Annotated in this window: 19 protein-coding genes; 3 read left to right on the forward strand and 16 right to left on the reverse strand. The window is 58.6% G+C overall.

The window, feature by feature from the left end:
* Window positions 1-66: 66 nt before the first annotated feature.
* From DK391_RS09835 to DK391_RS09880, 10 genes are all read right to left on the reverse strand, one after another.
* Window positions 67-1,035 (reverse strand): ROK family protein, encoded by a 969-nt coding sequence (locus DK391_RS09835; protein ID WP_109477824.1) that lies wholly within the window; start codon window positions 1,033-1,035, stop codon window positions 67-69.
* The gene (locus DK391_RS09840; protein ID WP_109477825.1) at window positions 1,032-1,850 is read right to left on the reverse strand and encodes an alpha/beta hydrolase; all 819 of its coding nucleotides are present in this window, start codon (window positions 1,848-1,850) and stop codon (window positions 1,032-1,034) included. Before DK391_RS09840 ends, DK391_RS09835 begins: the two co-directional genes overlap by 4 nt.
* Window positions 1,850-2,680: a sugar phosphate isomerase/epimerase gene (locus tag DK391_RS09845; RefSeq protein ID WP_109477826.1), complete on the reverse strand. Its 831-nt coding sequence runs from the start codon at window positions 2,678-2,680 to the stop codon at window positions 1,850-1,852. Before DK391_RS09845 ends, DK391_RS09840 begins: the two co-directional genes overlap by 1 nt.
* On the reverse strand, window positions 2,680-3,753 hold the full coding sequence (locus DK391_RS09850; protein WP_109477827.1) for a Gfo/Idh/MocA family oxidoreductase: 1,074 nt from the start codon (window positions 3,751-3,753) through the stop codon (window positions 2,680-2,682). The genes DK391_RS09845 and DK391_RS09850 overlap by 1 nt, the downstream gene beginning before the upstream one ends.
* A gap of 52 nt (window positions 3,754-3,805) precedes the next feature.
* Window positions 3,806-4,804, reverse strand: coding sequence for an L-arabinose ABC transporter permease AraH (gene araH / locus DK391_RS09855; protein WP_109477898.1), 999 nt, complete (start codon window positions 4,802-4,804; stop codon window positions 3,806-3,808).
* Window positions 4,805-4,912: 108 nt separating this feature from the next.
* Window positions 4,913-6,412 (reverse strand): L-arabinose ABC transporter ATP-binding protein AraG, encoded by a 1,500-nt coding sequence (araG, locus tag DK391_RS09860; RefSeq protein ID WP_109477828.1) that lies wholly within the window; start codon window positions 6,410-6,412, stop codon window positions 4,913-4,915.
* Between the two features lie 42 nt (window positions 6,413-6,454).
* Window positions 6,455-7,429: an arabinose ABC transporter substrate-binding protein gene (locus DK391_RS09865; RefSeq protein ID WP_239482784.1), complete on the reverse strand. Its 975-nt coding sequence runs from the start codon at window positions 7,427-7,429 to the stop codon at window positions 6,455-6,457.
* 146 nt (window positions 7,430-7,575) lie between these two features.
* Window positions 7,576-8,334, reverse strand: a complete 759-nt coding sequence (locus DK391_RS09870) for a glucose 1-dehydrogenase (RefSeq protein WP_204117327.1) — start codon at window positions 8,332-8,334, stop codon at window positions 7,576-7,578.
* Window positions 8,335-8,395: 61 nt separating this feature from the next.
* A complete protein-coding gene (locus DK391_RS09875) occupies window positions 8,396-9,184 on the reverse strand; it encodes an inositol monophosphatase family protein (RefSeq protein ID WP_109477830.1) in 789 nt (262 codons plus the stop codon).
* A gap of 45 nt (window positions 9,185-9,229) precedes the next feature.
* A complete protein-coding gene (locus tag DK391_RS09880) occupies window positions 9,230-9,655 on the reverse strand; it encodes an RbsD/FucU domain-containing protein (RefSeq protein WP_109477831.1) in 426 nt (141 codons plus the stop codon).
* 225 nt (window positions 9,656-9,880) lie between these two features.
* Here DK391_RS09880 and DK391_RS09885 point away from each other — a divergent pair, with 225 nt between their 5' ends.
* A complete protein-coding gene (locus DK391_RS09885) occupies window positions 9,881-11,383 on the forward strand; it encodes an ROK family transcriptional regulator (RefSeq protein ID WP_162600767.1) in 1,503 nt (500 codons plus the stop codon).
* A 37-nt stretch (window positions 11,384-11,420) separates the two neighbouring features.
* On the opposite strand, the gene DK391_RS09890 is transcribed toward DK391_RS09885, so the two are convergent.
* Window positions 11,421-12,206, reverse strand: a complete 786-nt coding sequence (locus tag DK391_RS09890) for an IclR family transcriptional regulator (RefSeq protein ID WP_109477833.1) — start codon at window positions 12,204-12,206, stop codon at window positions 11,421-11,423.
* A gap of 185 nt (window positions 12,207-12,391) precedes the next feature.
* Here DK391_RS09890 and DK391_RS09895 point away from each other — a divergent pair, with 185 nt between their 5' ends.
* Both DK391_RS09895 and DK391_RS09900 read left to right on the forward strand, forming a co-directional pair.
* Window positions 12,392-13,675 (forward strand): MFS transporter, encoded by a 1,284-nt coding sequence (locus DK391_RS09895; protein WP_109477900.1) that lies wholly within the window; start codon window positions 12,392-12,394, stop codon window positions 13,673-13,675.
* Window positions 13,676-13,681: 6 nt separating this feature from the next.
* On the forward strand, window positions 13,682-14,128 hold the full coding sequence (locus DK391_RS09900) for a type II 3-dehydroquinate dehydratase (RefSeq protein ID WP_109477834.1): 447 nt from the start codon (window positions 13,682-13,684) through the stop codon (window positions 14,126-14,128).
* 38 nt (window positions 14,129-14,166) lie between these two features.
* Here DK391_RS09900 and DK391_RS09905 read toward each other — a convergent pair whose 3' ends face one another.
* The 5 genes from DK391_RS09905 to DK391_RS09925 all read right to left on the reverse strand — a co-directional run bounded on the left by DK391_RS09905 (window position 14,167) and on the right by DK391_RS09925 (window position 20,780).
* Window positions 14,167-14,934, reverse strand: a complete 768-nt coding sequence (locus DK391_RS09905) for a WecB/TagA/CpsF family glycosyltransferase (RefSeq protein ID WP_162600768.1) — start codon at window positions 14,932-14,934, stop codon at window positions 14,167-14,169.
* Between the two features lie 970 nt (window positions 14,935-15,904).
* Complete coding sequence (locus DK391_RS09910) at window positions 15,905-17,092, reverse strand: glycosyltransferase family 2 protein (RefSeq protein WP_109477836.1); 1,188 nt, start codon at window positions 17,090-17,092, stop codon at window positions 15,905-15,907.
* Complete coding sequence (locus DK391_RS09915) at window positions 17,089-18,318, reverse strand: glycosyltransferase (RefSeq protein WP_109477837.1); 1,230 nt, start codon at window positions 18,316-18,318, stop codon at window positions 17,089-17,091. Before DK391_RS09915 ends, DK391_RS09910 begins: the two co-directional genes overlap by 4 nt.
* 20 nt (window positions 18,319-18,338) lie before the next feature.
* Window positions 18,339-19,814 carry a hypothetical protein gene (locus tag DK391_RS09920; RefSeq protein WP_109477838.1) on the reverse strand — a complete coding sequence of 492 codons (1,476 nt, stop codon included), beginning with the start codon at window positions 19,812-19,814 and terminating at the stop codon, window positions 18,339-18,341.
* 12 nt (window positions 19,815-19,826) lie between these two features.
* On the reverse strand, window positions 19,827-20,780 hold the full coding sequence (locus tag DK391_RS09925) for a hypothetical protein (RefSeq protein ID WP_109477839.1): 954 nt from the start codon (window positions 20,778-20,780) through the stop codon (window positions 19,827-19,829).
* Window positions 20,781-20,818 lie beyond the last annotated feature (38 nt).

Below are 20,818 nucleotides of genomic sequence, written 5' to 3' on the forward strand. Positions count from 1 at the left end.
TCCGCTGTTCGGGTCGCCTGGTGCGCTCTATTATCGCCATGAATGCGCATGCGCCGCTATATCCATCTACGGCCAAAGGTATCCTCGACGGCCAGCGTCTGCGACTTGCAGGCGACGCTCTCCCACTATGACGGGCGCGCCATATAGTGCAGCAGTCCATCCGTGACGACACCATCGCAGATCGAATGCGCGGCCTGTCTCCGCATTCGGCAGCTTGCTTTCGATAAGACTGGCCAACCTGTCCCGCGGATACCCCGCCATATCCACGACCCCGCCACCGACGACAATGGTCGCCGGTGACATCATTGCCGATGCCGTGCCAATAGCAACCGCCTGATACTGGACGAAGCGCGCGAGTTCGTCCTCTAAGGAAGGCTTGTATCGCGACGCTAGAAAAACACTATCAATGGCTACGCCATGTCGACCCGCAATCGCCTGCAACGCCCGTCCCGATGCAAAGGCTTCCAGACATTGTGGACGTACACCGTCGGGCACGGGTCCTTCTGCCTGAAACGGCATCAGTCCGATTTCGAGTGCCCATCCACCGCCCCGAAATGGCGCGCCGTGATGGATAAAAGCCGCCCCAACGCCCGTGCCGAAGAAGACGCCGAGTACATCGTCGCCGCCTTGCACGACTCCCGCTCGCCGTTCACCCATCAGCGTCAGTACTGCGTCGCGTTCGAGCAGAGCCGGACAGCCGAACCACTGTTCCAGTTCGGCGCCAAGCCGCCGGCCGTTTAGGCTCGGAACGTTGGCAGCATGAAGGACAGAATTGCCGTCGGTGTCGATGAAACCGGGTACTGCGACGACCAGCGATTGCGCCTCGATGCCCGTATCCGCGACGACATCTTCGATCATCAATGCGAGCGCCCGAACGGGATCACCAGCCCTGAGAGCATCGGTTGAATACAGCTTGCGGAAGTCCAGAGGCTGACCTCCGCATGAATAGCCGAACTTGACGTTTGTCCCGCCGATGTCGATCACGAGGATCGCTTCGGTTGCCGGCGTGTTTTGATCGTCTGTTGCTGATGTCATGGCTGATTCCGCATTGGCCAGAGGAATTCGTTCAATGCATGGCGAAACTCCACCACATAGTCATTGCGGCTGATTGTCTTCGACGTAATGACTGTGAGCGTCGAGCCCGCAATCAGACGGGAAAGCGCTTCTGCCAGTTCGACGGGATGGACATAGTCTTGCTGGTTGGCGATCACCAGTGTCGAAAGTGCAAGCGTGTTGATCTGCTGCCGCGTGACACCGGGACCTTGTTCAGGGATACGGCTAAGCAGCGCTATCGTGGATGCCCGGTCGGGGCGCGCGAAAAATCCGCGCATCGATGCCGCGTTATCCGGCGATTCAGCTTCGATCTCACGGAATCGGGCACTATGTTCGAGATGGAGTACGCCGTCATCGGAACCATACAGTTCGAACAATCGCGCGACGTCACGATAGATCGCGAGATGTGCTGGTCCATCGGTATCGAGCCAGGCTGGACGAGCGAGGATCAACGCCAATGCACGCTCTGGGTGTAACGCGGCAATGCGCATGGCGACAGCCGCGCCCAGCGATATGCCTCCCACGACAGCGCGTTCAACGCCGAGATAATCAAGAAGACCGATGACATCCTCGGCGAACTGCGCAATCGAAATTCGCGCCGGGTCACCCAGTCCGGATTGTCCATGCCCTCTGCACTCGAGCGTGATCCGGCGAATGCCATCGATGTCAGGGAACACCTCTGCAGGTTGATTACCGTCCGCGCCGAGTCCGTGCTGCCACAACACTGGCGTACCCGACCCTTCATCGACGAAGGCCAGTCTGCAGCCATCTGCAGTTTCGAAGTAACGTTCGTTCATTACGTCATGTTCCGAATAAGCGCCGACAGATACGACGCAACGCCGGGCGCATCGGCTTCTGCAAAGTTATGCCCGACCAGCGGTCCGTCATAACCCACCGATTTCATGCACCCGATAAAGAACGGTAGGTCCACAGCGCCCTTACCAGCGGGCACGACAACACCAACGCTATCTATATCCTTCGCGTGCACCAGAAACAGATCACCGCCCAGCAGTTCCGCAGCCTCTGCGACTATCCTGGCCTGCACGGCCTGCACCTCGGGCGGCAGAAGATTCGCCGCGTCGAGTACGATGCCAAGACGTTTCGAGCCTGCTTCGTCGAGTACTTTTCGCGCCAGTTTTGCATCTGCAATGACGTTGCCCGGCTCGGGTTCGATACCGAGCACGAGATTGAACGCTTCAGCAAGCGACAGCGCGAAATCCAGTTCGCCACGCAATGCGCTCCATGCAGCTTCCGTGCTGTTATCGGCATGCGCGCGCCACATATTGGTCGCGTCGCGAGATCCCGTGCATAGCGTGACAAGCGACACGTCCATCTCGCGGGCCGCTCGCATCACGTTTTCAAAACCTTTCCGGTCACGCTTTCGTTGTGCTTCATCGGGATGCGCCATGTTGTAGGTACCCGATAACGCGCAAAGTGTGAGTCCGGCTTCCCGCGCACCATTTGCAATGCATTCGCCAATACCATCCGGCAACACATCAGGAAGTGCTGCAAGGCCGGCGCACGACAGATTGAACTGAACCGCCGAAAATCCATCGGCACGAATCCGCGCGAACAGTTCGCCGGGATGCTTTGCTGCATAGGTTCGAGCAAATACGCCTGGCGTCATCACAATGCGCCCCCTGCCTCAGCAAGCTCGACCGCTTTTCCGCTTCGTACCGACTGCGCAATGGCGACCATTGCCCGGATCGACGCAACACCATCGTCGATATCGGCGCCTCGCATCACCACGCCATTGAGCACGGTATCCGCAAACCCTTCCACTTGCCGTCGATAGAAATGTCCGTCCGCGCCCAGCACACGCGTGGTTGTCGCATTGCGTTCGTGAAAGATGTCGACGTCGCTCGATTTGTAATACCACGGGTTATAGGTGCGCGCCGTGACGCTGCCGGGTTCGCCGTAGATCTGAAAGCCCTCGTGCCAGTCCATCCGCACTGCGATGGTCAGAGCGAGATGCCCGAGCGTGCCGTTTTCAAAGTCGATATCGACAACCCAGCACCACGCGCCGAACTTCTCTCGCAGCCTTGCATCGACCGCGCGAATGGAGCCGCCAAGATGGCGCGCAAGATCGACCAGGTGACTGCCGTGCGCTAGCATGAAATAGCGCTGCTTATCCGCCTTCGGATCGCCCTCTGGACGCAGAATGCGCGTCCCCTGACGTGGCAGCGGTTGAATGGCGTCTGTATTCGTGTAGCGATGTGTGGAGTCGCAATACCACGCCTTGAGTGCAAGCATCTCGCCCATTTCGTCCTGAACGAATGCTTTTGCGGATTCGATACCCGGATCGAAACGCAGCATGTGACCGATCTGCAAGACCTTTCCAGAACGCTTCACTTCCTGTGCAAGGTGCTCGACCTCATCGACTGAAACTCCAACTGGCTTTTCGCACAGCACATGTTTTCCGGCTTGGAGTGCCTTGATCGAAGCTGGCACATGAAAGGCATCCGATGTACCGATGATCACGGCCTCGATATCCGGATCGGCGAGCATCTCGTCATAGTCCAGATAGATCTTGCGAGCATCGTAGAACTGGCCAAAATGTCTGGCGAGATTTTCATCGACGTCGCACACCGCAAACAGCTCCGCATTGCGCGCCTTCTGCACTGACTCGAAATGCGCAAACTGTGAAATCGGTCCGCAACCCAATACGCCAATACGTAATTGCCTGTCTTCTTTCTTCACTGATTTCTCCGTGGATGTCCCGAACGATTCGTTCCAAGCAGATGCACTGCAATTAGTTGCGCTCGCCCCGATTCTTCAATTGATCAAGCAGCACGGCCGCGAGCAGAATGGCGCCACGCACGAGGTATTGATAAAAGGCGTCGATATTCATGAGGGTCATCACGTTTTCGACAGTGCCCATGATCAGCACGCCGACCACCACGCCCGAGATCGACGCCCGGCCGCCAAGCAGTGACACACCGCCCAGCACGCACGCCGATATCACGTTGAGTTCGAAGCCTTCTCCTGCGTTTGGCTGTCCCGATGTGATGCGGGACGCGAGGATCACGCCCGCCAGCGCGGTCACGGCGCCTTGCACGAGAAAGATCGTCACGCGCACGAGATCGACATTGATCCCCGCGAGCCGTGACGCTTCCGGATTGCCGCCGATTGCAAGCGTGTTTCGTCCGTACACGGTGTTGTTCAGCATGACGCCGAACACGACGAAGCAGACCAGCGTCACCCAGATAGGCAGCGAGACACCAAACAGCGTCAACCCGCCGAATGCAATGAACCCTTCCGACGACACACCCACGGCTTGCCCGTGCGAAACGATGAACGCCAGACCCCGCACGATCTCCATGGTCGCCAGTGTCGTAATCAGCGGGTTGATGCGAAGGTAAGCGATCACCGCGCCGTTCACGAAGCCGATGGCGCAGCCGGCCGCCACGGCCACAGCGACTGCAATCAGCGCGCTGCCCGTGGCATTGAGCACCATCGCGCATAGCACGCCCGAAAACGCTACCGTCGATCCGACCGACAGATCGAAGTCGCGCGCTGCCAGACAGAACATCATCGTGCACGCGACCATGCCGATCTGCGACACTGACAATGCGAGACCGAGCATGTTGTCGATCGAGAAGAAATGATCGACACTGAATGCCATCGCCAGAAACATGACAACGAAGATCAATACGAGGCTGTACTCGGCGAGTTGCTCGCGCCATCTGAATCGACGGGCGCTCTCGCCTGCCGTGCGTTCATGTGATCTGCGCGAATCGACTGTTCCCAGTTGTTCATTCGTTTGCACTTCTGTCTCCTGAGCGCGCACGCTGCCCTGCGCACCGCGCCATAGATTTGAGCTTGGAAATAACGTTGATTGACCGACGTGGGACTGCGATCAACGTGATCTGTCAGGCAATGCAAGCGAGAGCACGCTTTGCTCCGTTGCCAAGTCGCGATCGAGTTCACCCGCGATGCATCCTTCGCGCATCACAACGATCCGATCCGAAATGCCAAGCACCTCCGGCAATTCCGATGACACCACCACGACCGCGCAACCGCGTTCGGCCAGTGTGTAGATCACGTCGTAGATTTCATGCTTTGCGCCGACATCGATGCCCCGCGTCGGTTCGTCGAGAATCACCACACGCATGTCAGGCTCCGCGAGCCATCGCGCAAGGATCGCTTTTTGCTGATTGCCGCCAGACAGAAACCGGATCTTCTGCCGGCGGCTTGGGGTCTTGATCTGAAGCTGCCGGATGAAACCATCGGCAATCTGTGCTTCCCGTTTCCTGTTCAGAAACATGCCTGCCCGCGACGAATGCCTGCGGCAACTGATATTGATGTTGTCCGCGACACTCGCCATCGCGACGATGCCCGCTTCTTTCCGGTCTTCCGGGCACAGTACGATGCCGTGGCGAATCGCGTCGCGTGGACCGTTGATGCGAACCGCCTGTCCGTCGAGTTTGATCGTTCCCTGTTCGCGTTTTCTTGCGCCGTACGCGAGGTGCATCAACTCACTTCGTCCGGCACCGACGAGACCGAAGAAGCCAACGATCTCGCCGCGACGAACCTGAAACGTTGCAGGCTCTGCGAGTGGCTTTCCCAGCAACGCGCTAGCCGAGAATCTCACGTCGCCGTGCGTCCGCTTCCTGTAGTGATAGATGTCCGCAATGTCGCGGCCGACCATTTCACGCACGAGCGTCGCACGTGGCAACTTCTTTAGTTCAGCATGCGTCGCAATCATCCTGCCATCGCGAAACACCGTGCATGCGTCGCAGAGCGCGTAGATCTCATCCATACGATGCGAGATATAGACCAGTGCGCGCTGCTCCTGCCGCAATTGCCTGACGAGCCTGAAAAGTACTTCCGTTTCCGTATGCGACAGCGAACTCGAAGGTTCGTCCAGTGCGATGATCTTTGCGTCCCGCATGAGCGCCTTGCAGATTTCGACCATCTGACGCTGTGCAATGGACAGCTTGCGCAAGCTCGTCGTGGGATCGAGATCGACGCCCATTGCCAGCAACCTTTCCCTCGCAACCGACACCGCGCGCGACTTGCTGAACCAGCCACGGGAAACAGGCAGGCGGCCCAACAGTAGATTCTCGGCGACGCTCATATCGGGAACATATTGAAGTTCCTGGTGAATCACGGCGATCCCCGCGTCGATCGATGCTGCTGCATTGGCAAAGCGCACTTCATTGCCGTCGATCAGTATCCTGCCCGCGTCCGGCTGATACTCGCCGCCGAGAATTTTCAGCAATGTCGATTTGCCTGCACCGTTCTCGCCCATCAATCCATGCACTTCACCGGCGCGAACATCGAACGACACGCTCGACAACGCACGCACGCCCGGAAAACCTTTCGACACGTTCTCAACACGCAGCAACGACACGATGCCTCCCGTTTTTGCTTCGCCGATCCATCACTCGGCCATCACTCACTTGCTGACGATCAAGCCCATCTTTTCCCGCACCTGGTTCACGTCGTCGCGCGTGGCGAGCATGCCCGTCGTCAATGTCAGCAACGGGGGCTCTTTGCTCGTCTTGATCCACTCGTAGACGAGCGTGGACGTTTCCGCACCGTGCCGCCGTGGGCTGATGATCACCGTGCCGAAGAACCCGGTTGGCTGCGGCTTTTTGAACTCGTTGAGCGCCGAATCGGAGCCGCCCACACCGACACCGACCATGTTGTCCGCCTTGATGCCGCGACCTTCTGCAGCGCGCACCGCGCCCAGCACCGATTCGTCGTTCAGGCCGAATGCGACCCAGTGTTTGAATTGCGGATGCTTGGTGATGGCGATATTCGCGGCGTTGAAGCCGTTTTCGGTGTCGGGATGATTCATCGGCGCGTTGATCACGTTCGCACGCGGCAGACCGGCCGTTACTAGCGCCTCCGCTGCCGCAGCCGTGCGATCGTGCGACGTCGGCAACTGGTCATAGCTCACGTTGATGGCGCCGACTTCGTTCATGTTCCAGCCGCGCCGCTTCACTTCCGATGCAATGCTCTCGCCGGCCTGCCGTCCAATCTCGGAGGCAGAAATGCCCATGTACGGCACAGACGCGAGCGGCTTTCCTGTTCCGTCGACGAGGCGGTCGTCAACCGTCATCATCTTCAGACCGTCTGCTTTTGCTTTAGCGACGATGCCTGGACCGAGCTTCACGTCAGGCGTGCAGATGACGAAACCTTGTGCCTTCTGCGCCGCGAGGTTATCGATGGCGCTCATGACCTTCTCGCCCGACGGCGCGGCAATCTTCACCAGCGTGAAGCCCTTTTCTTTCGCGGCGATCTCGGCGAACTTCCATTCGTCCTGAAACCATGGCTCTTCAGGCTGCTTCACGAGAAAGCCGATTTTGATGGGTTCATCAGCTTTCGATTGCTGTGCTATTAGTAGCATTCCTAAACTAATTAACATCGAATAGATCAGCTTTTTCATGATTGTCTCCTTCCAACTCTGGATTATCTGTGTCCGACCGCGCCTTGATAGCTGCTGTGCACGCCGCGGTCAGCGTGCGGCTTTCCATGCGGACCCGGCATTCACCGGTGTCCGCTGGTTCATGCTCAAACGGCTGTCCAGCCTCCGTCGATCTTCAACGTGGCGCCCGTGATCAGCGCGGCCGCTTCGGATGCAAGAAACACCACAGGCTCCGCCACGTTCTCCGGCTCGCCGATCTGACGCAGCGGAATCCGCGCCAGCAATCCATTCAGCGAGGTCTCGTTCTCGAGCCAGCCTTTGGTGCTGTCGGTGCGAATAAACGTCGGCGCAACTGCATTGACGCGTATGTGATGCTGCGCCCATTCGACGGCAAGGCACTGCGTCATATGAATCATGGCGGCCTTCGTCATGCAGTAGACCGGCTCGCCATCCAGCGCGACGAGTCCTGCCTGCGACGCAATGTTGATGATCGACCCGCGGCCGCGCTTTGCCATCTGGCGCGCAGCCGCCTGAGACGCGAAAAATGCGCCTTTGACGTTCAGATCGAACATCGCGTCGTAGTCGCTGGAGGTGACATCCATCGCGGGCGCCGGGCGGCTGTGTCCCGCGTTGTTGATCAGAACGGTCAGCGGCCCCAGCTCCGATTCGACCTGTGAGACGGCCTGCCCGATCGATTCGAGCGAGAGCATGTCCATCGGAACGGCAATCGCGTTGATAGCGTCTTGACGCAGCGCCGCTGCGATCGACGTACCCGCCTGCACGTCGCGACAGCCGAGCGCAACGGCAGCGCCCGCTTTGCCAAGGGCTTTCGCACACGCAAGGCCGATGCCTCGCGTCGCGCCCGTGACGAGCGCGATCTCTCCGTCCAGAGAGAAGCAGTTCATTGGATTGTTCGACATCATCCGACTCTTGATTCAATCATCTGTGCGTGAATTTCAACGCGCTTCATGGCGTTTCTTTGATCGTCGTTTCCAGTACGTCCCGAAGAGACGGCGTACACGCGATCACCTGATTGCCTTCTGTGAGGCACGCCTGCGTGAGGAAGTCATTGGTCCAGCCGCCCGCTTCTTCGACGAGGAGCACACCGGCCGCGGCATCCCACGCATTGATATGCAACTCACAGTAGGCGTCCTGCCGCCCCATCGCCACATAAGCGAGGCCCAGCGCGCCCGAGCCGCGACGCTTCACGCCTGCACCCTGTGCATTGAGTTTCCCGAGCAGCTTCGTGTAGCGTTCGAACGGCGTGCGCGCCGACCAGCCGAGTTCCACAACGGATTGCCGTATGTCGGTAACTGGACTGACCTTGATGGGCTTTCCATTCAATGTCGCGCCATGTCCTCTGCGTGCAACGAAAAGCTCATCGATCATCGGGTCGTACAGCACGCCGATCTCCGTCTTGCCATGCTCGACATACGCAATCGACACGCAGAAATACGGCACGCCGCGCGCAAAGTCCGCCGTTCCGTCGATGGGATCGACAATCCATAGACGCTCGCCCACCTGGCCGCCGCTTTCCTCGCCAAGAAAGGCGTCATCGGGAAATGCTTCGGCGATACGCGTTGCAATCAGTTTCTCCACCTCGCCGTCCGTTTCGGTCAGATAGTCTTGCGGACCTTTGAACTTGAAGTTGAGTGCCTCGTCGCGAGCGAGGAAGCGTTCGCGAATCAGACAACCTGCCTCACGCGCAATTGCGCAGGCAGCCGAGAACCGCAGATGCATTGAAACGTCAGTCATGAAAGCGCCTTTCGAGTAACCGGACAGAGTTGCAGCGATGCAACCTCAAACGGGCAGCGTGCCCTTGCGCAGCAGGATATTTCCGTACACACGCGTTTCGCCCGTCACGATGATCGCAACCGCCTTCGACGCTCGCGCCTTGAATTCAGCCGGAGGCAGCGAGTCCACTTCGAGATGCTGTGCGTGTGATTTTGCCACCTTCATCAGATCGCTCATTACGGGCAGGATCTCTTGCGGCTGATCGCGCACTTCCATGCGTGTGATCGCCTGCGCGCCCTTGTCGAGCGGCAATACTGACAGGACCGCATCGAGGACACGCGGGCCGTCTGCGCCATCCTCGCGAATGATGGCGGGACCCGCGCTGAGTGCCGGATAGTTGCGATCGACGATGACGATATCCTCGCCGTGGCCCATTGCACGCAGCACGGACAGCAGTTCCGGGCCAAGAAGCGGGTCGATGTGTTTGAGCATGGTGTTTCCCGATGGAGGTTGGTTTGAACGGAATGCGTCGGCGGCGCTGCAGCTCATCTCGCCTCGCCAACGATGGCAACTTCATCTGCATCCCGTTTGTTTGCATATTAAACAAACTAACTTGACGTTCAAGCGGGGTTAACACCTTCAATTCTGGCAAAAAGATGCATTTGAAAATCAAAATGGATGCAATTAGAATGCACTGAATTGACAGGAAATCACGTAATGAATGCCACCCGATCGCTTCGCTCGGCTATCGACGACATCGAAGCTCACACGAAGGCAGCCCGACTGCGCAGCGTCTTGCCGGAAATCGAGCAACGCCTCGCCGCCGGCGCGCGCATCGCGGACGTGGTGCGCACGCTGAACGAGAACGGCTTCGCCATCACGACGGCCACGCTCAAAAGCTATCTCTACCGGATGCGCAAGGCCGCCCGCGAGGCCAGCATCGACAGCCAGCCGCCTCGCGCTGTGGTTGAACCTGAGGCGTTGATCGACGGCCTTGAGACTTCGCAAGCGCGCAAGCGCGTCTCCGAACGCACGCTCCCGGAAGCAGCCCCCACTACGCCGATGCTGCTGCGCCACATCAACACAGCGCGTTGTCTGCGGCAACTCAGGCGTGGCGCAACGCTCAGTCGCGCGGACCTGTCGCGCGAGCTGGGTCTGACGCGCGCCACGATTGGCCACGCCGTGAAGGAACTGATCGAATCGGGGCTGGTGGTCGAGACGTCCGAGCGGTCGGAAGGCGCGCGCCCGGGACGGCCGGGCTCCGGCGTGCGGCTCAATCCCCAAGGGGCGTACACAATCGGTATCGACATTTCCAGCCTGACCTTGACGGCCGTGCTGATCGACCTGGGAATGCGCGTCGCACACCGCTTCAGTGAGTCCGTCGAAGCGCACGCCGATAACGTCGAACGCGTGGTCGAACAGATTGCCGTCCTGCCCGCGCGTCTGCTGACCGACACGGGCGTCGATCCCGACCGGGTTCAAGGCGTCTGCGTGAGCGTGCCCGGACTCGTCGATCACGACGGGCGGGTTGTCGTCGCGCCGTTCCTGCGCTGGCGCGATGTTCCGCTGCAAGCGATGCTGTCCGGTTGCAAGGCCATGCAATGGCCAGTCACCGTATGCAACGACGCCGTCGCGTTCGCGACCGCCGAGCGCACCATCGCGCGTGAAGAAGATGCCAGGAACATGCTGCTGATCCTGCTTACCGAAGGTCTCGGCGGCGCCATTGTTCAGAGAGGTCAGATAGTCGAAGGTGCGCGCGGCTACGCGGGCGAACTCGGCCATATGGTGATGGGCGCCACACCGGCTGCCATCGGCACGCAGACGTTCGAACTGCTTGCGGGCTACGAGCGCTTTCGCCCATTTCTGCCCAAAGATCTCAGTCTCAATGACGGATTGAAATGGCTCGCGAACATCGACAATGATGCAAACACGCCGGAACTCGAAAGCACATTCGATGAGTGGGCGAACGTGCTCACCACCGGGTTTCTCAATCTCGTCTATCTGCTCGACCCCGAGAAAATCGTGCTGGGCGGCCCGTTGAGTGCGCTATTTCCGCGCGTCGAAGCGAAGGTCAAGAAACTGCTGGCGACTCATCTGCTGCATGGATTCAGCCCGCCGCCGATATTCATCACCCGACTCGGACCCGATGGCGCCGCGATTGGCGCGGCATCGATCGTGAGGAACCGGTTGTTTTCTCTACCCTATCTGGACCGGAACTGACCTGTCGCATCGAAGAATGCCGTGCGCCGGCATCGAATCAACCCTTGCCGAGCGGCGGCCGACTGGGGAATCCCGCCATATTGCTCAGCTGCGCCAGTTCATTCGCCGCCTCGAGCAGCAGGGACGCGTATTCGTGGATCTTTTCGACCGTCAGCCGCATTCGTGGCCCCGCCAGACTGATCACGCCGACGCACCGCGATCCGCTCACCACCGGCACCGCCACCGCCGACATGCGCGGAGCAAATACCTCATCGATCATCGCGTAGCCACGCACGCGCGCGGCATGCAGAAAACCCAACAGCGCCTTGACCGTCGTCGGCGCATTGGGACCGAACTCGTTCGGCTGTCCGAAACCCTGCTTCAGCACAAGCGCGAGCGCCTGTTCATCGGTCATCGTCATCAGCCACGCATGTCCTGTCGACGTGCACGAGAGTTGCGCGGCCTGGCCCATGTCGGGATCGTAGCGAAAGCCGACGCGCTGCCCATCTGCCTTTCCCACCCAGATAATCGCTTCGCCATCGACCAGCGACAGCCGCGCCAGTTCGCCCGTCTGCGCGGCGACGCGTTCGATGATCGGCTGCGCAATATCGGCGATGCCCGTCAGACTCAGGAATTCAAGCCCGTTCGACGTCATGCGCATCGTCAGAATGTAGCGGCTGTGATCGACCAGTTGCCGCACGTACCCACCCGCGACGAGATCGGTGAGCAGACGGTGGCACGAACTGCGCGGCAACGACAAGGCGTCGGCAATAGCGACGAGGCCCGCGCCTTCGCCTTGCGACGCCAGAAAATCGAGAACTTTCAGGCCGTTTTTGAGCGACATCTCTAGTCATTCCCACGATACGAAATGGAGTTCCGCTGCGGAACACCCCTTTCTGGCAGCGCAAACAATAGCACTTGTTCGTCACCAGAAACGAACGCTTCAACACATCGAAATGAGGAGACACCATGTCATTTTTCGCTGATCCGGACCTCGCCGAGGCGGAACAGTCCGCGCAGGCTCACCTGATGGCGCGCCGTGCGGTGGCTGGCGCAACGGTCGGGACCGCGCTCGAATGGTTCGACTTCGCGCTGTACGGCGTGGTCGCGGCCACGATCTTTCCAAAGCTCTTTTTCCCGTCGCTCGACCCGACTGCCTCGCTGCTCGCATCGCTCGCGAGCTTCTGGGCCGGGCTCGCCGCGCGGCCGCTGGGCGCCGTTATCTGCGGGATGCTCGGCGACCGCTGGGGACGCCGCAAACTGATGTTGATCACGGTCTCGGTGATGGGCGCATCGTCGTTTCTGATGGGCCTGCTGCCCACTTACCAGCAGGTCGGCATCCTCGCACCGACGTTGCTCGTTTCACTGCGCATCATCCAGGGTTTCGCACTCGGCGGGGAATCGACGGGCGCGCAACTCATGGCAGTGGAGCATGCATCTGCAGCGCGACGCGGTTGGTACTCGGGCCTGCTCGGCATCTGTTCTCCGCTCAGCCAGATTCTCGCCAATCTCTCGCTCTTTACGCTGGCGACCCTGCTTTCAACGGACGACTTCGATTCGTGGGGATGGCGCGTCCCGTTCCTCGCCAGTTTTGTTCTCGTGCTGCTTGGCATCTATATCCGCAGGAAGGTCAGCGAAACGCCCGCCTTCGAGGCGCTCAACAAGCAGGGTGTACGCGCACGCGCCGCCAATCCGCTCGGCATCGTGCTGAAGCACCATTGGCGCACTGCGCTTCGCCTGACACTGTTCTTTTGTGGGCCTGCTGCGCTGTTTTATCTGATCGTGGTGTTCTCGCTCAGCTACCTGACCAAACATCTCGGCGTGCCGAAGCAGACCGGCTTCATGCTGCTGATGATCGCGAATGTCTGCGCCATTGTGGGCGCGCTGGCGGGCGGTTATCTGAGTGACCGGATAGGACGCAAACGTGCGCTGATGATCGGTTCGTTCTGCACAATGGTCTGCTGCCTGATCTATTTCCCGGTTCTCAACCAGAACTCGATCGCGATGACCATGGCCGTGATGGGCGCGTTCCTGGGCTTCACTCAGTTCCAGAGTGGTATCCAGCCAGTGTGGTTCGCTGAATCGTTTCCGACGGAAGCACGCTATACGGGATCAGCGCTGTCGTATTCAGGCGCCAATCTCCTGACTGGCGGTCCGATGCCGATTGCGGCTGTCGCGCTGCTGAATGCCTTTCACGGTTCTCCTTGGGCCATCGTCGCTGTGTGCGGCTCGTTGAATCTGCTGTCTTTTCTGATGATTGCCGTATCGCAGGAAACCAAAGGCACCGCTCTCGAACATTCCTCTACACACTGAAAAAATATGACTCGCAAACTCTATATCCTCAATGGTTCGAACCTGAATATGCTGGGCTTACGGGAGCCGCATCTATACGGCAGCACTACGCTGAAAGATATCGAACAGAACTGCCTCGCACTCGCTGAGACGCTCCGGTTCGACTGCGTATTCCGTCAAACCAATAGCGAAAGCGAACTGATCGACTGGATTCAGGAGGCGTTCCTGCAAGACGCTGCACTGGTGATCAATCCAGCCGGATTTTCGTTTGGTCGGATTCCTGTGCTCGATGCCGTCAAGCTCGTCAAGCGTCCCGTGGTGGAACTGCATATCACGAACATACACGCGCGCTCGGAGGAATATCGTCATTCGACAATATCGGCCGCCGTCACGGCGGTAATCTGCGGAGCGGGCGCAAACGGATATCTGCTAGCAATCCGCGCGATTGACGACTTGTGGGGCAATCAGACCTGAGCCAAGTCCTCATTTCATGAAGCAGACGTGCCGAACGCCTACTTCAATGCCACGAGACCGCGAACCGTCCGGACCGCAACCGCTACCCGCACCGAGTAAGCGGCAAAGCGCACCCCGCCCAGCAGATAACGCCGCCACAAGCGGCGTGGCTCGAGCATGAGGCGAAAGAGCCATTCAATGCGAAGGTTTCGCCATACTTGCGGTGCGCGCGGAAAACGACGCCCCATAAAGTCGAGTATCGCGCCACCATTCAGAATGACGCATTCTTCCTTTAGCGACGTCGACAGGAATGACGCCACATGTTCCTGCCTGGGCATACCCATGCCCAGCACGACGAGATCGACGTGAATACCATCGAGTCGGTCGACATAAGCTTGTGGCGATTCAAATCCGTCGAGTGTCGCCACTACGCGGCCGCCCATCTGACGCACCGCGTCGGCCGCTCTGGACAGGTACGGTTCGACCGTTCCGAACAGGGCTACTGCTTTCCCTTCAAACGCTCGAATGTTCTCGGGTATCAAATCCGTTCCATTCATATTCGCGCCCGGATCGACTCCCATCATTCTCAACATCACTGCAACGCCGATTCCGTCTCGAAGAATAAGGTCCGAACTGGATAGCGCGTCGAAGAACTGCCGGTCCGACTTCGCCAGCATGACTGCATGAGCGTTGACCCATGAAACGACGAGAGGCCGTTGCGCCTGTTCGCGCAGGGACGCGACCGTGTCGTGTATCGATGCTTCCCAGTTGATGACGGTCGTCGACCTGAGCAGACCAATGGTCTTCTCAATGAATTGATCTCTCATGGTTATTTTATTTTTCCGCGCGTGAATTATATTGAAGTCAAATTTTATATATCTATCACTCGTTTTATACGCATGCCTAATCAATACATAAAAACATGATAATTGAAATTCTGCTTCGTTTAACCAATCAGGAATCGGTAGAAAACATCGCGGTTATCAATGGTCGCCAGAGAAAGGATCGACTCTCCACGGTTGCGAATAAACTTGAGTACTACTCTTGGCCGCGTCCGCTGAACTGCTGTAAAAGGCTTTTCCGTCATCGCTGCTCATCGCATCGGCTGCTATACGTTGACCGGACTTCCTGCTCGCTCGCGTGCTACGCGGTGACTGTGGTGGTTCGCTATCGCCGGCATCGAACGCATCGTTGTAACCAGCAGAATCAACGTGGTCGCTTTCCACACGCACATTCGCAGTGTGGCGTCGCGTCTTCGTTCTGTTGCGTTGGAAAGTAGCCGCCGAACCATCCCGCGAAAATCCCGCTGCGGGTTTCGCGTTCAGATTCGATCCAGACGATTGCTCGTATTCGATGGGTTCGCCCAAGCTTGAAAAATCCGTGGACTTCGCTCCAACACGAACGTCATTATCAGACTGCGATCGCCCATTGCTCTGAGCGTATGAGAGAGTGGCAAAACTCAACATCCCGATCACGCAGAGTACTTTGTGTTGGTTCAATCGGCTTCTTCCGGAAACACGCAACTTGCAGTCCATCCCTGTTCAAAACCGGGACATCTGTTCGCCTGCGTTGTTATTCGTATCGTTGCGACAATGCACGCACATTGCATGCCATGCGAAGCACGGGAAATCATCTTTTTTCGACAGTTCGAAACGTCAGGCGTGGCGCGGTCGAGCGAGATCGAGACGTGATCTGAAACATTCGATCCAGACGTGAATTTCGCCAGCATGTTTCATGTGTTACGGCAATCTGTAGCGCACGTTACGGTCACACATTCGACAGTCCAATCACCGCAACTCAATCTCTTTCCGTTCGGGTCCAGCCGACCCGATCGCCCATACCTATCCGCCAGTACATTGGTATCTTTTTCATGACGTAGAGAGGGACATAGAAAAAATCTCTGACGGTGAGCAGATCGCGGCCGTGCATATGCCACGCAATCGAAATCGAACCAGAGATAAGCAGCAGTGAAACTATCTGGAGCGACAGTGGCCATCCGCTTCCGCCTTGCCCTGTCCACAAAAGGTCGACAACGAGAAGCGCGGATTGCACCAGCAGCAACAACGTGAGTGGAAGCACGAGCAGATCCAGCGCCGCAGCAAAACATTTCCATGACTGCTGGCGCACGGCTGAGATCAACAAGGTCGGAACCTTGCGCACAATAGTGGCAAGATGCCCCTGCTCCCAACGCTTTCGTTGATTGGTGTGACTCGACTCGGCTAGCGGGAGTGGGCTGGTCACGAGCGCGTCTGCACAGTAGATGGGGGAGTGCCCCATAAGCGTGAGATTGATTCCGAGCGCGAGATCTTCAACGATGTTCGAGGTCGCGAGCTCGACACTACGAACCGTGCTCCACGGAAACGCCATACCGCTACCCGTCAATCCGCACGGCATGGCGAGTAAGTCGCCGCCTGATGGACGAATATGGTTTTTCAATCGCACTGCAAATTCGGAGACACGCACGCCGAGTCCGGCACGCGGTGGCGCCTGCAACAGATAGCGAGCCTGAACAGGACGCCCTGTGGACAGCGCCGCCGAGGTAAGTTTTTGAATCGCGCCTTGCGCAACGAGGCAATCGGCGTCGACAAACACCACGACATCAGGCGGACAATGGCGAGCCAGATATTCGACTCCACGCGCCATTGCATAGCCCTTTCCGCGATGTACGTCGTTGTTGCGAATGACCACTTCGGCACCGAGCGTTTCCGCTACCTGTGCAGTATCATCCGAGCAGTTGTCCGCCACCACGACGATGCGGTCACCACCGCCAATCTGGCGAAACAGCGCAGCCAATGTGCCCGGCAGCATTCTGGTTTCGTTGTGCGCAGGCACGATGATCGCCACGCGGCCTCGCTGGCTGGTTGCGCGATTCTTGTAGGCATTTCGCGCCAGCATCGCAGCCACGACTTGTGCCGCCAACGTCAAGGCAGGCACGAGAGCCGCCATCGAGCAACCGACCAGTAGTACATCGATGAAGTGCGTCATTGTGCGCCTCTCAGATTGGCGACCGTCACCTGCCCCGAAAACAGCTTCGCGAGGACGGACGCCTCCCGGTCCTGATCATGCCGTTGCTGGATCACCTTGCGCGCACGCTCGCCCATCGCAACGTGATCGGCTTCCGTTGTCGAGAGACATTGCGTGATTGCACTCGAAAGCGATTCCATCGAGCCCGGCGAAAACAGCCAGCCTGTCTCACCGGTTTGCACCAGTTCTGGAATAGCGGCAATATCTGCCGCAATGACTGCGCGACCTAATGACATGGCTTCCATGATCACAATCGGCAGCCCTTCCGCGAAGCTCGCGAGCACCAGGCCTCGTGCGGATACCAGTTCACGCCGCACGCCTTCCGTATCCTTCCAGCCGACGAAACGGATCGTGCTGGTCAGTCCTTCTGACTGCGTCAGGGACTCTATTTCACCGCGCATTTCGCCATCGCCGATCAGCGTGATCTCGAGATCCGCAATATCGCGGCTTGCTCTCGCGGCTGCCTGAACCAGCAGCATGTGCCCTTTCTGCGGCGCGAGCCTTCCGATACAAACGAGTCGCTGCGGACTTTGCGGCGGAATGTACGCCGCCGCGCCAAAATCCGGGTCGATGCCGCAGCGGACAATGGCCACTTTCTTCCAGTCCTGATACGCGGACCATCGATAGATCTGACTCGCGCAAAAGTCGCTGATGGCAACGACGAAACGCGCATGGCGAACCTTCAAGGCAAGCTTGATAAATTCCGGTTTATCGAACTCGTCGGGACCGTGCACCGTGAAGCTATAGGGGATGTCCGTCAGTGTGGATGCGAGCATCGCAACCTCTGTCGAATTCGTGCCGAAATGCGCATGCATATGCGTGATATCGCGCCCCCTCATCCGGCGCGCGAGATAGCACGCTTCTGCCAGCGTAATCGCGTGCAATGCCAGCGTTCGATCAGTCCGGTGAATCATCCTGAGCGTTTGCCCAAGCGCGCGCAGGAATCGCGAGGAATTAAGCACAATCTGTAGAACGAGTGCCGATAGCAACGGCAGGACGCCATCGCGCAGCAGATATTCGGTGCGCTCCCGCTCGGACACATCACTCGCATCCACAAGATCGTCCTTCCAGCCGCGCAATGCGAAACGCGCTACATTCACGCCCAGTTTCTCCAACGCGAGTATTTCCCGTCGGATAAAGCTGTGACTGACCTTCGGATACTGATTGACCACATACGCAACCCGCATGACTCCCCCGTTCGTTTTCTTCAGTACGTGCGCCTGATCCATTCCAGTCGAATGCCCGCAGCCGGACCGGGCGGTTTGGCGACATAGACCATGGTCAATTGGGCGCCTTCCGGCGGCATCTCGATCAATGCGGTTTCGCCAACGCGCAGTGGTTTGATTGCTCGGATACTGCGCGCGCCGTCGGCCGAGCGGATATCGATCGTCGCACTACATTCGCCGAATCCCGATGCCCTGATCATGTAAGCATCACCGGGTTGCGGATTGACGTACCATCGCATTGCGTTCTGCCATCTGAACCATCCATCGGGTTTTGTATCGTCACGCTGATACAGCAGCTTCCGGTAAGTCGATCCCGTACTGCATTCCGGGAACACAAACAATCCGCTATCGGTGTCGAATCCCGCGTCATGCGTGGCAGTTCCACCAGTGCACTGCCACGGACCGCGCATCGAAAGCAGATTCATGTCGGACCATGACTCGGGCCTGAAGGCCACACCATTCGCGTCAATCCAGCCGTCCTGCGACGTCACCTGTCGCAATGCGTCACGCACACGCGTCAGGTCTTCAGCCCACGCTGTATTCCATTTCACTCCACCGCTAACCGATTGCGACCACGCACCGCCGATTTCGCCGTAAAACGCGAACGTTCCGACCGTTTGATCAACCAGTCGCGCGCCATACGTTTTGAGCGCACCGGCTATCACACGCGCATGCGACGACACGAGCGATGTTTCTTCGAAATCTGGCGGAAGCATGAATAACGTGCCCATTGGAAAACGCCCCGTGTAGCGCCGGCGTCCATCCGAATCCTCCAGTGTGGCCGGAAATGCCGGACCGCTACGCAATGTATTGGCGTCCGCCGCGACGGCCAGCGCATGACGCAACACGAGCGCCTCTGCTTCATGAATACGCAGCAGGCCACCCGCCGTCGACACACCCGACGCACGCGTTCCATCCGGTCGCGACGGAGATCCCCAGCCGCTTCCCGTCGCATCCGAAACACAGTACTTTTTGGCGCGCCATTGCTGCGACGTACGATCGTAGGCGAGTCCGTAGAACGAATGCAGGCGCCCGTCCGCATCGTCATAGATTTCGCAATGACCATCCGTGCCGGCTGCTGGCTGCGTATCGGCTGGAAAGCGCGGAATCAGCACGGGTCGATGACGCAGTTCGTCAGATACCCATGGTCCATCGGAATCAACCGCCCCGCCGATCACAACGGGTGCATCTGACGATGTGGCACGGAACAGCCGGCTTCCATATTTGCCCTGCTCCAGATAAGCACGATTGCCGTTCGCCGGAATCGCCGCCGTTCCCAGAACCGGATTGAGTGGTCTCGCGTTCCACATCGAGCGCGCCGAAAAAGGCCGCTCGAATCCGCATTCGCGCTGCTCGTTAGCCGGCGAAGCGATAGCAGCAACATGTTCCATCGCCACTGCAAACGGTGCAGCTGCGAGACAGGCCGACACGCGCCGACGACGCAGATTGGGGTGCATTGCGCGGCGCCCTCAATTGGCCCACGGAAGCGTCAGCGCACGATCAAGCCGTCTGCTGAGACCATGCATCCGATACACTGCGAAACGCTGCAATCTCGCCGCGTGCGCCGCCACGAAGGCAAGCACGCGAACGCGGTACGGCAATTCAACCCGCGTCACGCCGCGACGCAAGGCGGCCTCTGCGAGCCGGTACTCGGGCATGAGCAGATAATGGCCCGCAAAATGACAGATCGCGGGATGCACGACACCTTCCGCGCGCCGAAAGCGGCAATACCCGGCGATAGGATCGATATGCAAGCGCCCCTGCAATCCCGTTGGCGTACGCATTAACGATCCGCCGTCGGTGTAGAGATCGAGCATGCCGAGTCGGGCGAGCGCCAATGAAATCACCGTTTCGTCACCCGGTCCGCCCCGGTCGAATACCTTGATACCGTAGCGCTTGTAGTCGCGAAAGTACTCACGCGCCAGATTGAACACGGCGCGCGCCTCTGCTGATCGCCGGAAGTAGTACACGCCGCCGTTGAATTTTGGAAATGCCGTGCCCCCGACTTTTTCCAACGCTGCACCGAGATGCTCAAAGTATTCGTCCACTCCATTGGCGGGCGTCAGTTGTTGCACGACAGGACTGAACGGATACCTTCTGATTTCAGCAAGTTCTTCGCTAAAGTCACGGGCAACGACGCAGTCGGAGTCGATAAACAACGTCTCGGCAAACGGCGTATAGATATCGAGCAGGAGTTTCTGCGCGGTTGCAATCGGCATGGAATGATCGACGGGGATCAGTACATCGCAGTGCGCTCTCATGCTCTCGCTGTCCGACACAATGGCAATCGGCACGCCTGGCATGTTCCGTCGTAAAGACATCGACAGAATCTCCGCCTGCCGCAAATAACGTCGCGCACCAATGGCGATCGTCACGACGCCCAAGCCCGTGAAGCGCTCATTGATCGGATTGCGAGAGCCCATTTGTCGTTCGCCTGTGTTCATTTTGTTCAGTCTCTTTC

The organism is Paraburkholderia sp. C35 (assembly GCF_003121405.1).
In the GTDB taxonomy this organism is placed as follows: domain Bacteria; phylum Pseudomonadota; class Gammaproteobacteria; order Burkholderiales; family Burkholderiaceae; genus Paraburkholderia.